Here is a 14,197-nt window from a genome sequence, read left to right as displayed (position 1 = left end):
CGGCGAACCGCTCAGTTTGCCGCGCGGTCAGGGCAGACTCGCAGACCGGGCACCGAGGGATGGATCCGTGGAGCCGCCCGATCCAATGCGCTCTGCATGCGGCGAGGTCGAGCGCGTCCGGAGCGGCGGCAATTTCAGGGGAGAGGGCTAAACTTTCCATTATTCCGCGATATCATTGAGTTATAAACTGACCCGAGCGCCGGGGTTCGTTGATCCGTAGGCGGGGAAATCGCCAGAGGGACCCACACGGTCCATCGCGTCCGCACGGTCGATGACCTGCATGGTGTCCCAGTGGCGGACGCATATCACGTCGACGTGCAACCAGAAGAGCTGGCAGAAGCGGGCGAACACGCCGTCCCAATGTTGCCAAGCCCATGCCAGGTCATACTTGATGCCCACCGCCAACCCGTCTGATGATCTGTACGGCCTCACCGGATGCTGCCGCATGATCTCTGACAGCTCTTTCAAGTCAGCTTCGAGCCCAGATGATTCACACGGGGAATCATCCCGCTGTTGCGGCTGCTCATGCTCACAGGTACCCACGGCGCCCTCGGCTACCGGCAAACCGCCGAACAGAGTGAAGAGGGATGGATATTTTGTGGCAATGGGATCAGTGGTCAAGGGTTAACTCCTTGTCTTGTTGCCTTTTTTCTGTTTTGGTCAGGGTTGGTCAAGGTGGTGGTCAAGGTAAAACGTCTCGCAACTATTTGATATTCCGATTTGGTCAAGGTGGTCAGGGCATTTTCTATTGAAATGAAAAAACAAATCAGAAAACGCTGTCTAACGCGCGCGCGCACGCGCACATGTGCGATAAGTTGTTTTTCACCCTGACCACCTTGACCACAATTCATAACAGCGTATAAATCCGTTTATTTTTAATAGTGGCTGACCCTGACCAACCCCTGACCAACCCCTGACCAACCCCTGACCACGGGCGGCTCAGACTTGGCCGGCCAAACAAAAGGGAGGGGTCCGGGGAGGGGACGGCGGCAAAATCGAGAAGGATATTGTTTCCATCCATCACGCGGCCCTCTGAAACTCGATCACCAGCACCAAGGGATTGGCATTCCACGAACCGGGGCCATGGATGGTTTCCCATAGAGTTCGGTAAGCTAATCGCGGATCACTCTTCCATAAGTTCCAGTGCCAGCCGTAATCATCATTTCCTGGCAGTCCATCACGATCTGCTATTCCGTATTTGTACAACGTCCCGTCTTTTGTTAAGCAGTTGAGCCCCTCGGCTATCGCATCATCGGTGCTAATTTTGTGCAATCGCTCGACGCGCACACCTGTGATTTCGAGCGTCAAGCGTGATGCCCAGCGCGGCATGTGGATGGATGGACGCCATCTTGTGACTATAGACATTGGCTCGTCTGCCCGAAAACACACTGTCCCTTCGATGGTCTTACCCCACGTTTCCCGCACCCACAGCCTGTCTCCTGGTTGGCCGTATGGGCAATGCGCGGTTGCGCCCAAATTTTCTATGGTTGGATAGCACCATCCTCTCCAATTCACCCCGAGGGGGACTTCATCAGGCTGCGGCTTGATTATCCTCCGGGTTTGAGTTTTTCTTGAGTCAAGTATCGCTTTCACCATCGGGCCGTTGAACAGTATGGGTCGCTCTTTAGACATCCTCGTCCCCCTGTGCCCACAGGTTCCCCTGCGAAATCGCCGGAGCTTGGGGGAGAAAACATTGTTTCATTCGTTTGTCCGGGCAATGTGCGCGCATATAAGCCAACACCTCCCCTAGTCCGAGTTTATTGATACAATAGTCCCACAGTTTCGGATGTGTCTCTCGCAACTTGATAAAACGGTTGCGAGGCCCATCCAGGTGCAGCCCGAAGCAACAAAAGACACAGCCAGTCCCTTTCACACCGGAGAACTCCAGTCTGCCATCATCCTTTTCGCGCAAGGCACCGTACACGGAGGCGACTGGCACCTGGTGGGCGCGGATGTATGCCAGGACATCCTGTTCTGTCCACGGCCCGAGCGGAGTCGATTTAGGTGTCTTCGCATCAAACACATTGCAACCACCGGCCAGCAAGTAGGCTCGCTCACGCATCTTGCTGTCCGTGGCACGTGTTCCGACCATCATCACACGGCCGCTTTCACGTGCATAGCGACGGATCGGCTCTTTTTTCATGACCGCGCAGCACTTATCCGAGCAGTTAAACGGAGCCGTCACCAGGAATTTCCACCTGTCTGGGACCCGGAACCCATTGACGCGCTGGTTGAACCTGTTGATTCCGGATTCATACAGTCGCACGATATTCTTGTTGCGTCCTGTTGGGTTGCGCAGCACCGATATGCCGAGCGCGACCTTTTTGCTGACCAATGGCCATCCATAGACTGATATCACCCGATGAAAAGGCATCTTCGGGCGCAAAATAACAGTGTTCGGAGTGGATTTTACCAAGCGCACGATCTCGGGATATTCCAGCCCCGTATTCACGGATACAGCCGGGATATCCGGGTACATGGTCCGTGCCAAGTGCAGCAGGACCGAGCTATCCTTGCCGCCGGAAAAACTCACCGCAACCTGCCCATCGAAGGCTTCATACCACTCTCGAATCCTTGAGTTGGCCATTGCAATCTTCTCCGCCAAAGGGAGATCCCGGAGGGCGGCTAACGCTTTGAATCGCCGGAGCATCTCTCCGGAAGCCACTATGTTTGCATAGCGTTGCTCATATAGCGTCTTTCCCACGGGGACATTGCCGGCAGCGTCCAGCACTGTTGGCGCCTGATAGTTCAGATGGATCTGTTCCACGATTGCATCCTCACCCCCATAAAAACACCGGCGCCACCACGAAATCGAAAATGGAATACCCCGCAATCTACAGGAGACGTGTTGATCTCCAATCCCGGCAACGTCGTAATCTTTTCCAAAACATCAGAATTGATGGCGTATGTCTGGCCACCGAATATCGGGCCGCTGGCAGGATCGCCAAACTGTATCAGGCTTGGAACTCTAATCTTGCCGCTACCCCCGCACTCGGGACACATCTTTTTTTTCCCGAGGCCGTCGCATTCATCGCAGGTTTTATATTCGGCAAGCAGGGGAACTGAAGGGGGCCGGGTCCATATTCCTGCCGGAGATTGAGCAAATAAATGTTCAACAGCGGAAGCAAATTGGAAATCTTCTGATAATTGTCTCGAACCACACAGACGCGGCACCCGTACGCAAACAACACCATCTGTGGCATACGAGAACCCACCGAACGAAAACGGAATGGACATCCATGGACGGACAAAACCGGTGTCCTTGGCATTGGCAGAGCAAAACCGCCTGAGCGTCTCCATTGTGACTTCTTCGCGTTCCATCGTTCCCCATCATGATTTTGAAGTGTGATCAACTGTCGGCACCCCAGCCGGCAAGGGGCGGCCCGTCGGCCTCTCCCTGCTTGAGGATGAGGCCGCGAATGCACTGTTCCCGCTTGCCGTCGCCGTTGCGCGGCCTGTAGTCCCGGAGACTGGCGGTGGACGCCTTCAGCTCCCGGAAAAAATTCTCGTAATGATAGGGCTGATAGCCCTTTTCCCGGCAATAGGTGGCATATGCCTTGTAGAGGCCATCCTTATCCGTGTACGAACCTGGCGAAGCGTCCAGCAAGCAGCGATCCTCGACAAAGGCGTACACGGGGTTGTTCAACCGTCGATAATCAGCCAGCAGGTCCCTGGTCTCCTCGCACGTCGAGAAGCCACCGCGCTCGCGCAGCCGCTTCAGCCCCACCAAGGACCAGGCAAAGATGCCGCTCAACTCGGCGAGCAGCTTTTCCTCCAGGTAATGGTCGGCGTTCTCGAAAAACTGGTTTTTGAACGATATAGGTAGCAGCCGCCGGTAAAACCCGTCCGAGTTGTCCATCACCTTGGGCATCTTGTTCATTGAATAACAGAGCTTGACAAACGGCGTGAACTCAAAAGGATCCACATTCTTGAAGGCCGCGTTGACCGGGTCGCCGGTGACAATGGCCTTAAAATAGTCGCTCTCCATGGCCTTGTTGCTGATCTCGGTGGACACGTTCAGCATTTTGTTGAAGAGCGTCGCCCGGTGGAACTGATCCTGTAAATTTTCGAACGACACCGCAGCGGTGTTCGCCGGCCCCACCATCTGCCGTAGCACCTTAACAACCTTGCTCTTGCCGTCGCTGCCCGGCCCCAGCAGCAACAGGCATTTGTCGAACCGCGTCTCCCGGGTGAGGCAATACCCGAAGAACTCCTGTAACTGATTGATCGCCGCCGGGGTCACGATGGTTTCCAGCAGGAACCGCAACCACCGATCGCACCGCGCCGGATGATGCGGATCAAAATCCACGTCGATCTGAATGGTGGCGTAATAATCCTTGGCGTGCGGCCGCACCTCGAAGGTGTCGATATGGCACATGCCGTTCCTGATGCAGATCAGATCCGGCGTATCGTTGAGCTTCCGCCCGTGCGGAATGGTGCTCATCATCCGCACCTGGAACACAGCGTCTTCGACCCGCCCCTTGGTGGCCTCAATGCCCAGGTATTCGATAGCCAGGCGTCGCACCTGATCGGTTTCGTACGGCTCCCAGAATTTGCCGGACCATCGGTAGGTCAGGCTGGTGAGCGGATCGCTCAGAAGCGGGATATCCTTGAGGATGCGGTCGGCCAGCAGGCGGCTCTTGAAGCCCATCTTGCCGCTGACCCCTTCCTCGAAAAACTGCCATGCCGAACCCAACTCCGGTCCTGAAGATTCGGTCTCCATCGCCCTGGCCGATGTCCACAGGGCTTCGAAATCCTTGCCGGTGCGGCGGTGGCGCGCGAAAAAATCAGTGAGGTCCTGGCCGTGATCCTTGGGCAGGTTGCCGGCGGCATCCAGCATGAAATCCGGCCAGCAGATCACCCGCACCGACCGGGCGACCTTGCCCAAGTTGACTGCGGCGCGTTCGGCGTAGCGCTGCCCGGCCTGATCCGCATCGTAGGCAATGATCACGTCGCGGCCCTTGAACGGCCTGAGATGCGCGGCGCTCCACCTGTTGGTCTTCGACGTCTGCGTCACGGCCAGAAAGCCCTGGCACATGCCGCAGATGGTATCCGGCTCCCCCTCAGCCAACACGATCGGGCCGTCCGGCGCCCAGGATGACGGCGGGGGAAAGAGCCTGGCCTCGCCGCTGCCCGGCGCCCAGGAATAGATTTTGATCTTGTCGCCCGGCAGGTAGAGGCGGATGTTGACCAGCGCGCCGTCGTCGTTGTGGACCGGAATGGCGATGCGCTGATGCTCGACCCGCACCTCCTTCAGCTCGCCGGTCTGCTTGTCCCGACGGTGCGTCTGGAGCCGCAACCCGAGCTTGCGGATGCCTTCCTTGGTCCAGGCCCTCTCCGTGGCCAGCCGATTGATCCAGCCATCGGGCAACGGCGGAAACAGCTCCCAGTCGCCGGCCATGTGCTCCACGATGGCGGCCGCTATTTTCGGATCAATCTGCGCTGATTTTTTGCCGGATTTCCCCGCGGCCGCGACCTGCTTCGGCGGCGGTGTGTACGAGCCGTCGCCGAACTGTTCCTTGAACCGCTTGAAGCCGTCCTTGTCGTTGTAGCCGTTCACCCGGCAAAACAAGGTGATCAGGTCGCCGTCGTCGGTGCACGCCGCCAGGCAATGGAACACGTCTTCGGCGGCGTTGTATCCGAACGATGGATTGTCATCGGCGTGCAGGGGGCACTTGCCGTTCATCCACGCGCCCTTCTCGCTCTCCACCTCGAACAGCGACTTGGCGATGGCGCGGCGCTGCCCCTCGCCCAGATGATCCCTTGCCCAGCCCATCGGCGCCCCGCTGTCAGGCAATCCAGGCGGAGATAGCGATGACCGCCGCGATCCATCCGGTGATCACGCCACAGAGATACGCCAGGGCGATCAGCGCTTTCAAACTGGGCATGATGCCTCCTTGGTGTGCCGCAACAACTCGGCATTCCGCTGCCGGGCGCGGACCAGGTCCGCCGTCAGCTTGTTGATCCGCTTGACGGCCAGGGTGTAATTGTGGACGGCGATCTGCTCCCCTTCCTCGGCCCGGCGCTGCCGCTCCCTCGCAACCATCAGGGCTGCATCCGCATCTATGGCGATGATGTCCCGCGTCATTTCACCCGCCCCACACCCTGTTCGATTGATCTGGCCGATCGATGCTTCAACCGGCGGATGCCCTCGCCCAAAGTCCTCGACCCTTCGTCGGCGTCGCACCGAGCGCACACCAACCCGCCGAGAAATCGGCTCTCAACGAGTTCATCGGGATCGAAACTGCCCTCGCGCCACACGCACATGATTGTTTCCCGTTCCACAGCTATGCTCCTGTTGCCTGATTGATGGTCGGGTACTCAGCGCCCTTCGCCGGTTGTTGCGTTCGGCAAAGGGTGCCTTGCTTTCGAGCAAATTTCTTAAACGCCGCCTGTTTTGATATGCCAAGAGCCCGACCGATGTGCGTCCATGACCTGCCGCTGGCAAGCTGTCCTTCGACCGCCACATGTACGGCAGCCTCTAATTCACGGTGGACCTGCACCAATCTGGCAAGCTCGTGTTCATCGGCCGCTGCGACACGATGTCCGGCGGCCCTGACCAACCTGGAAAGCATGCCGAGCCATTCCATTGTTTCGACTTGTTTCTTCCGCATCGCGTCAACCAAAGGTTTACGGTAAAACAGGGCAAACACTCTCCCGCGACCTCACACCCGCGTTTCCAATTGCCCCTCAAATACTCACCGCGACTCGGCGATGGTTTGTTGCTCATGGGCTTTCCGTTTTACGTGGACCGCCCAGCTTGATCTCGAAGGGGGAGGGGAGAGCCATCTGTCGCGTGCCCCTCAATTCGGACCGGCGGCCATGAACCCTGCAGACCCGATTCATTCTTTTTGCCCGCCTCATGACGGTCATCATGTAGTCGGCTCCCAGCTCGATCTGGCCCATCATTCCACGGCGCGGGACGATAAAGATATTGTCCGGCAAACGGCTCATGGCGGTTATTTGTATTGAGCAGTGGCGGCCAGAATCGCCCGCCCGATCACTTCAACCACTTGTGGAACCACGGCATTGCCTAACGCTCTAAGTCGGTCCATGATGGCGGGAACCCCATCATGTGTTCCACGCATTCGGGCGTAATCATCCGCTGGTATACACGCATCAACCGCTCTTGCAAGTTCCCATCCGAATGCCTTTTTCGTATAAGCGAGAAGGGATTTTTGAATGTCCACGCCCTCCACTGTTGCGCCGACGGGGTAAGCAATAATCCATATTCTTTTCCTACGATGGTCGGCTCCAAGGAACGACGCCGGTAAACTGTCCCATTCCGCATCAAACCCGACAGAGGCCAAGTCATACAGAAACTTTGCGAACCACCTCCCGTTATCTCCGTCAAGCAGCCCTGGGACGTTTTCAAAAATCGCGTATTTTGGTCTACACTCGCCAATAAGACGGAGCATTTCCGTGTAAAGCGACGACCTCTCCCCATGAAAACCTTGTTGTTTCCCTGCTGTTGACAGATCTTGGCATGGATATCCTCCGCAAATAACGTCAACTGGTTCGGGCAGGTCTCCGGCATGCAACGTCCTCACATCCTTAAAAATCGGCACATCAGGCCAGTGCTTACGGAGCACCCGGCGCGGGAATTCTTCTATTTCGCAGAATGCCACCGTGCGGAATCAGCCGGTCCGCTCCAGCCCAAGCGCAAACCCGCCGATGCCCTAAAACAGGTCGAGGACGGTGAGCTTCGGCGCCTCACACATACACAGGCGCCAGACCCGCCTCGACAAAGGCTTCGTTCAGCACTGCCGTCGGCGAGCGGTGCGTCATGTGCCAACCGCCGCAGACCGGGCACCAGTACGGCTTGATCCGCACGCCCTTGCGGTTGAGTTCAACTGCCCTGCGATTTGCCGCCGCTTGGCTGGCATATCGTTTTTTCTCCCGGCACGATTTTCTGGTCTTCCTCATGTTGGCCCCTCCTTCACATCGTTCTCAGCACCGCCATTAAGTGCCGCGCCTGTGAGATGGCGTCGGCGAGGGCGTTATGGTGGGTGCCGACGCGCTCCATCAAAACGTCCGGCCGCATCGCTTTCACCGTCCGGTAGCAGCGGTCGTTCCAGGGCAACCATGGCACGGGAAACCCGGCCCGCCGGTACGCCTGGGCCAGGATCACGTTGTCGAACCCGGCCCCGTTCCCCCACACACGCCGATCCTCGCCGAGGCCGTCCCCCAGCCACGCCGAGAACTCGCTGAGCACTTGCCGCAGCGGCCGCCCGCCGCCGGAAATATCCATGCGCGCAGCGGCGCTCTGGCGCAGCCACCACATCACCGTGCCGGCATCGATCTCGCCACCGTCGGCGACTGCGGTTGCGAGGTCCACCGCGCGGTAGAACGCGCGGCCCAGGCTGTCGGCGGCCGCGTCGAACTCAATCGCGCCAATGGCCACTATCGCCGCGTTCGGGCCGGTGCCCATTGTTTCCAGGTCGATCATCACATCGTACATTTCGTGTCGCCTCCTCGTGGTCAGGGCCTGAAATCACAATATCGGTATCTTGGCCGGCAGCCGTTTCCGGCCCCTGCGCACCGGCCTGACGGCATCCTGGCGACCGAAAGCGTCCAGATCCGCTTTCCTGAAGCTCAACTTGCCGCCTTTCCCCACCTGCCGGCAGGGAATCATCCGTTTCTCCACCGCCAGCCGGCGTAGATGATGGGTGGAATATCCGAGGTACGCGGCAGCCTCGGCCAGGCTCATGTTCGGCCCGGCCGGCTTGTCCCCGGTCGCGGCCAGCAGCCGGTCGAGCTTGGCTTCGAGCTGCGCCAGCCTGCGCTCGATCGTATCCTGAGTCACGATTGCACCTTCAGCTCGCCCCGCACCAGGGACAGGATCTGCTCATCCGACAGATCGCCGTACAGTTCGAGCCGTAATTTATCCAGGGCGGCAGTCAATTCGCGCTGCACGCCGGCCGGCCAATCCGGACAGAGCGACGGGCCGTAATGGGGGCACAGGCTCACGTAGATCAGGGTTTTTTCCCTGTCCGACAATGCATTCCCGATCCGGTTCATTTATCCGCCTGCTCCCGCACCCAGTTCATCATGGCCTGGAGCGCGCCCATGGCTTCCTGGATCGCGGCCGTGGTCTCCCTGGTCTCCCGGCAAGTGAAAGCGCGCGGCGTCTCTTCGCACCAGGCCACTCTCACCTTCTCCACCGCAGCCGAGGTCTCTTGCAGTACCGCCGAGATGTGCCGCAGCATCTCGGAATCAACGCATCGGCATGCCGGCGGCAGGGGCACGAACACACCGCCCAGACGGCGGGCGATATGATGGCCGAGGGGATGGGCGCGCTCCGAAGAACCGTCCTCGATAATCACGTAGTCGATGACTTCGCCCAGGCGTTGCAGCGGCCCGGGCCGGCCGGTGGACGTGTACTCCTCTTCCGTCTCCGGCGGACGGCACCAGTTGCGGATGAGCTGGGCCGATACGTGCATCCGCTGCCCCAACCGCTGGGCGTCGCCGCGGCGGAGCACGGAATCCATGACCTCGAACGGGTCGGCCAGGTGTTTGTTTTCAGGCGTCATCACAAATGGTCCCCGTCACGCGGCCGCTGTATTGTGCGGCTCATGCACGCACTGCTCCCGATAGACCAGCAGGTCCAGCCGGTCCAGCTCATCGATGATCCGGGCGCTCTCCACGGCCCGGTCGGTCTTGCCGCGCTGGCCCCCGAGAGTCTGATAGAACAGCACCGGATTCCATCGGAACCGGCGGGCGAGCCCCAAAACGGAATATCCCCGGTCCTTGATCGCCTTGAGGGTGGCTTCCTTGTCGATTTGCTTTGGGTTTGACATTGTTTGCAAAAAAACTATCTGGTAGAGTTGCTTATATTTTTGTTAGCCTTTGCAAAGCGGAAAGAACGCATGACAAGAGCCGAAATATTCATTCAAACAATCTCCGAAGTATCAGGAAAACCAAAAGCAGAAGTTGCAGAACTACTGTCTCATTTCAGAAAATCTCATCCTGGCGGCACATGGGACGACATCGTTCCTGACCACGAAGCACAAAAACTAATCACCGACTTCAGAAAAGAGGCTCCCGGTATCCTTGCATGGCTTGCCCGTGGAGTTATGGAGGTCGCCAAGCATGAGAGCGGAACCATTCATTAAGCGTTTGCCCATGAAAGCTTGCAATAGCGGCACGCAGTCGCCAACAGTCTCTCTCAGAAAATCATTCCAAACTGGAGTTTCCATTTGCCCTCATTAAAAAAACAAAAGGCGCCGATATATTGCCGGCGGTCAGCATTTCGGCTCCTTGTCGACGGGGAAAACCTTTTCCCACGACAGGCCGATGGCGGCGGCAATATACTCCTGAACGTATCTAGTGGACTTAACCCCGGCAACGACCTGGGAAACAGACGCAGCCGCAATGCCCAGCGAAGAGGCCACTGTCGAAACCTTTATGCCTCGGCGGATCAATTCCGCCCTAATCTCGTTTGCTCTCATGGCTATACCGATAGCCTATCGATAGACTATCGGTCAAGGAGAAAATAATGCCCTTCGAAGAAAACGGGAAAAAATACGAAAACGCCGCTCTAATTATTGAGAGAATGGTTAAGGCTTCCAAAAAATCTCAGACAAGATTCGCAAAAGAAATCCTTGGGATAGAAGGGACAAACCTCTCGAAAGCAAAAAAAGACAAAAAGATACCAGAGCGGTGGTTCGATGTAGTCAGGGATAGGTTATCGATAACCAAAGATGAGCTTTGTCGGGAACTTCAGACGGCCAGCGATAAATCCAAGACATCGAAAGTTGCAGAACCGGGGAATGCGTACAGCGCTGGCCCCACGGGCCGAAGGAAAGAGCTTGTGATCAGATTCAAATACCTATTTGATTTCCTGGAGGAGACCTACGAAGACAACCAGGTAGGAGTAGAATCTTTCGCCGCCAAGCTGGAACAGTTTCTCATGACAGAACCAGATTACCGGCTCTGGAAGCATCTAAAAGAAGATGAACTGAGAGAGGCGCTTAAAAAAAGGGGCGGCGGAAATGTGGTACCTGGACCCCTATCGAAAGTGTCTAATTCCAGTGAATAAATGTCAAGAAGTGAACATACCCAAACAAGACGAAAACGGAGAATGCCATGATTCTTGATGAACACGGCCGGCGAATCGTCGTAAAACTTGGCCGCCGCGATTGGGAATACAGCCACCAGGGCAAAGTGGTGAGGCCATTCAAGGTATTTTAAGACGGGGGGATCAATGGAAAAAGAAGAGCGCGATAGGCGACGACGGATCAACAAACGAATCTATGCCATTTCCGGGCTGATAATCGGCGGCATCATCCTTTTAGGCGTAATTGCAGAGCAAAGAGAGAAAAAGGATCGGGTCGTTGAAACGGAAAGGCAAAAGAGCCAGCTGCTGAGCAAAACCACTCAGTTGGACAGTCTGTCCCCTGAAGTAAAGTTACTTGTCGAAACCGCCTGGCCCAAAGTGGAGGCTGCCTGTCCGGGGCTTGACAAGTACTCATCCATCATTGAATTTCGAGGAATTGAAGACAATTTTTCTTTTGCGTCGTCCAAGGAGGCCGAACGAGTTAGCGTCGTATTTAAAGTAAAGGAATCCCCTTCGCTTGTCATCGGCGATTACGTCACCAACGGCCACAGCTGTTTTTTCGAGATATCTCGTGATGGCTCCCGCCTGACCGTACCCAAAAGACCGTGTGCGTCTCTGTGCGAAGGCAGAGAGGTCCACACTTCTGAATACACCAAAGCACTCCTCCCGCCAGCCGGAGGAATCAGACCGGAAGTAGAGCCTGCGCAGTTGTCTGAAAAATTGCAGAAACTTTCTCAACGAACCACCATTACTAAAGAGCAGCGCGGCAATACCCGAATCAACTATTTTGTCTCCCTTCCAGGCGCGGATATCTTGACCTTGACCCCGGATGAGGCCGAACAACTGCTCAAGGCGGTCCTGCTATCCAATCCGGATCGATCCTGCTGCAAGAGCGCCTTCGTCTCCCTTTGTGCTCAGGAAACCAACAGGCTGAACTTCGCATCAGTGCATCAAGACGATAATGGGTTTTATGCGGGCGCACTTTTGCCGCAGTCTCAGTGCGGGCTCAAGGTTGCGCTGGCCGAACGGCAAAAGCTGCGGCAAAAGGTCCGGTGGTTGCGCAGCAAAACGCAAGACTTGGCTCTTGATTTTATGGAAGGCTACCGGACCGGAAACGATCTGGCCCCATACCTGAGCGCAACCAGATCGATCAAGGCGGAGTGGGATGCTTTTTTAACGGACACGTTCAATGGCGGCCGGGGGTGTTTCCCTGTTTTCCTGCATCCTGAATCCCGAGTCGAAGAGACTGCAACCAACGTGCTGAACACAATCGAGAACGAATCTTCGGGCCGGTCCTTCCCGGAAAACATACCCAACATTCAGAAAGAACTGGAAAGAATGGAATACTTTTCCATCTAAAAGCACAGCAGGAATGGAGGCCAACATGATCCTTGACGAACACGGACAACCGCTGCATTAGCCGGGATCGGCAGGGTGAAAACCCGGAAAACCACTCCGCCAGGTATTTGCCGTGCAGGATTGTCGGCCGGACCGTTGGGAAGCGGCCAGCCGGTGGGAATCACGCCCGGTGCTCATGCTCCACTGCCTGCGACAGGCGTGAAAAGACGGAGCGGCCGCCCGTATCAGAAAAAATGATAAACAGAGGCTAGCCAGCGGTCCCTGTATCAAGCCCCGCGAGGATCATATCAATGCTGGTCTGGCGCTGACGGAGGAGGGTGCAGACGTCGGCCCATACACCGACGGGGATAGGACGCGCGCCGGATAGCCATTGCCGCAGCCGGCTGGGATCAGAAAGACCCAGCGCCCTACTGAGGTCGCTCTGCCATCTGGCCCCGTACAGAGCCTCACCAGCTCTACAGAGCTCGGTAGCCCCATACTTACGCGCATATTCGATTGCTGTCAGGTAGTGATAGTAGCCGAGCCAAAATTGTCCCTGATCCTCAGCCGATACTCCGTTGGGAGGATCTGTGATATCGGACAAGGAGGAGACGATATCCATCACTGCCCCTTGTTTAGTGTTGGCGTTGGCTCTCGATTTGAGAGCCAACGCCAATCCGGACGCCGGCCTCGTCAGGACCACCTCAGTGACGGTTGACGGCATCTCCCCTGCCCCAGGCCAAAGCACTCGGCACAACGTGCCGAGTTTGTACATCACTGCTCCGACAGGCATACATCCTCCTTGACAGCCTCAGACTCCTGGGGCAATATGATCATGTACGTGTCGCCCTTTCGTGGGGCGTGAATTGAAACCTTAGCTGTTTTGTTTTTTCTAAGAGCCAGGTCGCTGAAGCGGCCCTGGCTCTTCTTTTTTTTGTCCTACTCTACGAGGGTGGCCGGAAATGCGGCCAGGAATTGCTCGCGGCTAGCCAGGAAGGCCGAGCTATTTATGCCTTTGCCCCCAGTCCAGTACAGCCGCCCGGTTTTGAGGTCGAGCCAAATCTTGGCGCTGGAGTCGCCACGGTAGCGGCGGGACAGACCGTCGAGGTTGACGTACAGCCGATGGCGGCCGTCGGCCTGCCACTCGCTTGTGGACTCAACGGTGGAATGACGCTGGATGCTCAGTCGCAGGGTGGTGATGTCTTGCTGGATCATTGTCGCCTCCTGAGGCATACTATGAGCGGCCCTTATGGCCATCTCTTATGGTTACAATGTATCTCAATTGAGATACATTGTAAAGGGGAAAAACGTGGGCCGAGGAAAATCAGTGCCCCTTGAGGTTGCGCAGGAGGTAGCGGGCCTCCCCAGTGATGATGTGACCACCGTCGTGGGTAGCCTCGATGGTGAGGTGGCGCCAGGGCTCGCCCTCGCCGATGAGGTTGGCAGCGCCGGGGATGACTATCTCTGTGGCGTCGGCCGGCAGTGATGTCCAGGGGATGATTTCCGCGCCGTTTGAGGAGTTGTAACAGTAGCGCAGGGCCTCGGGCTGTACATGTGTGCGGCCATCGGGGCTGAGAAAATGCAGGGTGTGGTAGGAGGTAGAGCCTTCGTTGATGACGATGTCGATCATGGCTACCCTGTAAAGTAAAAGGGCGCACGGACAGTGGAACAAAAAAGGAGAAAGACAAGGGGTGTTGATAGTAACACGTTGAAAAATATAAATAATTATAGTGAATATGCGTGGACTCAAAATCCAGCGGGGGCGACCCCGTGTCGGTTCGATTCCGACCTCCGGTACCA

20 protein-coding genes and 1 tRNA gene are annotated in these 14,197 nt (G+C 56.9%); 4 read left to right on the top strand and 17 right to left on the bottom strand.

Going from position 1 to position 14,197, the window contains the following annotated elements:
• Positions 1-180: 180 nt before the first annotated feature.
• The 15 genes from Q362_RS0108670 to Q362_RS0108600 all read right to left on the bottom strand — a co-directional run bounded on the left by Q362_RS0108670 (position 181) and on the right by Q362_RS0108600 (position 9,800).
• Positions 181-621: a hypothetical protein gene (locus Q362_RS0108670; protein WP_028318361.1), complete on the bottom strand. Its 441-nt coding sequence runs from the start codon at positions 619-621 to the stop codon at positions 181-183.
• A gap of 399 nt (positions 622-1,020) precedes the next feature.
• A complete protein-coding gene (locus tag Q362_RS24980; protein ID WP_084312492.1) occupies positions 1,021-1,632 on the bottom strand; it encodes a hypothetical protein in 612 nt (203 codons plus the stop codon).
• Complete coding sequence (locus tag Q362_RS19880) at positions 1,625-2,767, bottom strand: phosphoadenosine phosphosulfate reductase family protein (RefSeq protein ID WP_211248469.1); 1,143 nt, start codon at positions 2,765-2,767, stop codon at positions 1,625-1,627. The genes Q362_RS24980 and Q362_RS19880 overlap by 8 nt, the downstream gene beginning before the upstream one ends.
• Positions 2,749-3,321: a hypothetical protein gene (locus Q362_RS23535; protein ID WP_035216166.1), complete on the bottom strand. Its 573-nt coding sequence runs from the start codon at positions 3,319-3,321 to the stop codon at positions 2,749-2,751. The genes Q362_RS19880 and Q362_RS23535 overlap by 19 nt, the downstream gene beginning before the upstream one ends.
• Positions 3,322-3,349: 28 nt before the next feature.
• Positions 3,350-5,776, bottom strand: a complete 2,427-nt coding sequence (locus tag Q362_RS0108655) for a phage/plasmid primase, P4 family (protein ID WP_028318360.1) — start codon at positions 5,774-5,776, stop codon at positions 3,350-3,352.
• 99 nt (positions 5,777-5,875) lie between these two features.
• A complete protein-coding gene (locus tag Q362_RS0108645; RefSeq protein ID WP_028318359.1) occupies positions 5,876-6,088 on the bottom strand; it encodes a hypothetical protein in 213 nt (70 codons plus the stop codon).
• Positions 6,085-6,285, bottom strand: coding sequence for a hypothetical protein (locus Q362_RS24245; protein WP_028318358.1), 201 nt, complete (start codon positions 6,283-6,285; stop codon positions 6,085-6,087). Before Q362_RS24245 ends, Q362_RS0108645 begins: the two co-directional genes overlap by 4 nt.
• Positions 6,286-6,287: 2 nt before the next feature.
• Positions 6,288-6,653, bottom strand: a complete 366-nt coding sequence (locus Q362_RS19870; RefSeq protein WP_157469985.1) for a hypothetical protein — start codon at positions 6,651-6,653, stop codon at positions 6,288-6,290.
• 306 nt (positions 6,654-6,959) lie between these two features.
• Positions 6,960-7,628 (bottom strand): DNA cytosine methyltransferase, encoded by a 669-nt coding sequence (locus tag Q362_RS22180; RefSeq protein WP_084312490.1) that lies wholly within the window; start codon positions 7,626-7,628, stop codon positions 6,960-6,962.
• Positions 7,629-7,713: 85 nt separating this feature from the next.
• Complete coding sequence (locus Q362_RS19860) at positions 7,714-7,926, bottom strand: hypothetical protein (RefSeq protein WP_035216165.1); 213 nt, start codon at positions 7,924-7,926, stop codon at positions 7,714-7,716.
• A gap of 13 nt (positions 7,927-7,939) precedes the next feature.
• A complete protein-coding gene (locus Q362_RS0108620; protein ID WP_028318356.1) occupies positions 7,940-8,461 on the bottom strand; it encodes a 3'-5' exonuclease in 522 nt (173 codons plus the stop codon).
• 33 nt (positions 8,462-8,494) lie between these two features.
• The gene (locus tag Q362_RS0108615; RefSeq protein WP_028318355.1) at positions 8,495-8,806 is read right to left on the bottom strand and encodes a helix-turn-helix domain-containing protein; all 312 of its coding nucleotides are present in this window, start codon (positions 8,804-8,806) and stop codon (positions 8,495-8,497) included.
• Positions 8,803-9,021 (bottom strand): hypothetical protein, encoded by a 219-nt coding sequence (locus Q362_RS0108610; RefSeq protein ID WP_028318354.1) that lies wholly within the window; start codon positions 9,019-9,021, stop codon positions 8,803-8,805. The genes Q362_RS0108615 and Q362_RS0108610 overlap by 4 nt, the downstream gene beginning before the upstream one ends.
• On the bottom strand, positions 9,018-9,533 hold the full coding sequence (locus Q362_RS0108605) for a hypothetical protein (protein WP_028318353.1): 516 nt from the start codon (positions 9,531-9,533) through the stop codon (positions 9,018-9,020). The genes Q362_RS0108610 and Q362_RS0108605 overlap by 4 nt, the downstream gene beginning before the upstream one ends.
• 15 nt (positions 9,534-9,548) lie before the next feature.
• Positions 9,549-9,800, bottom strand: a complete 252-nt coding sequence (locus Q362_RS0108600) for a hypothetical protein (protein ID WP_028318352.1) — start codon at positions 9,798-9,800, stop codon at positions 9,549-9,551.
• A 69-nt stretch (positions 9,801-9,869) separates the two neighbouring features.
• On the opposite strand from Q362_RS0108600, the gene Q362_RS23530 reads away from it, so the two are divergent.
• The 3 genes from Q362_RS23530 to Q362_RS0108580 all read left to right on the top strand — a co-directional run bounded on the left by Q362_RS23530 (position 9,870) and on the right by Q362_RS0108580 (position 12,418).
• Complete coding sequence (locus Q362_RS23530) at positions 9,870-10,115, top strand: hypothetical protein (RefSeq protein WP_157469983.1); 246 nt, start codon at positions 9,870-9,872, stop codon at positions 10,113-10,115.
• Positions 10,116-10,498: 383 nt separating this feature from the next.
• Positions 10,499-11,041, top strand: coding sequence for a hypothetical protein (locus Q362_RS0108585; RefSeq protein ID WP_028318349.1), 543 nt, complete (start codon positions 10,499-10,501; stop codon positions 11,039-11,041).
• A 165-nt stretch (positions 11,042-11,206) separates the two neighbouring features.
• Positions 11,207-12,418, top strand: a complete 1,212-nt coding sequence (locus Q362_RS0108580) for a hypothetical protein (protein WP_028318348.1) — start codon at positions 11,207-11,209, stop codon at positions 12,416-12,418.
• A gap of 918 nt (positions 12,419-13,336) precedes the next feature.
• On the opposite strand, the gene Q362_RS0108570 is transcribed toward Q362_RS0108580, so the two are convergent.
• Together Q362_RS0108570 and Q362_RS0108565 are read right to left on the bottom strand one after the other, a co-directional pair.
• Positions 13,337-13,612 carry a hypothetical protein gene (locus Q362_RS0108570; RefSeq protein WP_028318347.1) on the bottom strand — a complete coding sequence of 92 codons (276 nt, stop codon included), beginning with the start codon at positions 13,610-13,612 and terminating at the stop codon, positions 13,337-13,339.
• A gap of 109 nt (positions 13,613-13,721) precedes the next feature.
• Complete coding sequence (locus Q362_RS0108565; RefSeq protein ID WP_028318346.1) at positions 13,722-14,027, bottom strand: hypothetical protein; 306 nt, start codon at positions 14,025-14,027, stop codon at positions 13,722-13,724.
• Positions 14,028-14,051: 24 nt separating this feature from the next.
• Between Q362_RS0108565 and Q362_RS23525 the strand changes: the two genes are divergently transcribed.
• Positions 14,052-14,197: transfer RNA gene (locus Q362_RS23525), tRNA-OTHER, on the top strand.

Source organism: Desulfobulbus elongatus DSM 2908 (assembly GCF_000621145.1).
GTDB classification, from domain to species: Bacteria; Desulfobacterota; Desulfobulbia; order Desulfobulbales; family Desulfobulbaceae; genus Desulfobulbus; species Desulfobulbus elongatus.
The sequence above is the reverse complement of the archived record's forward strand: the minus strand, read 5'-3'. Positions and strand labels throughout refer to the sequence as shown.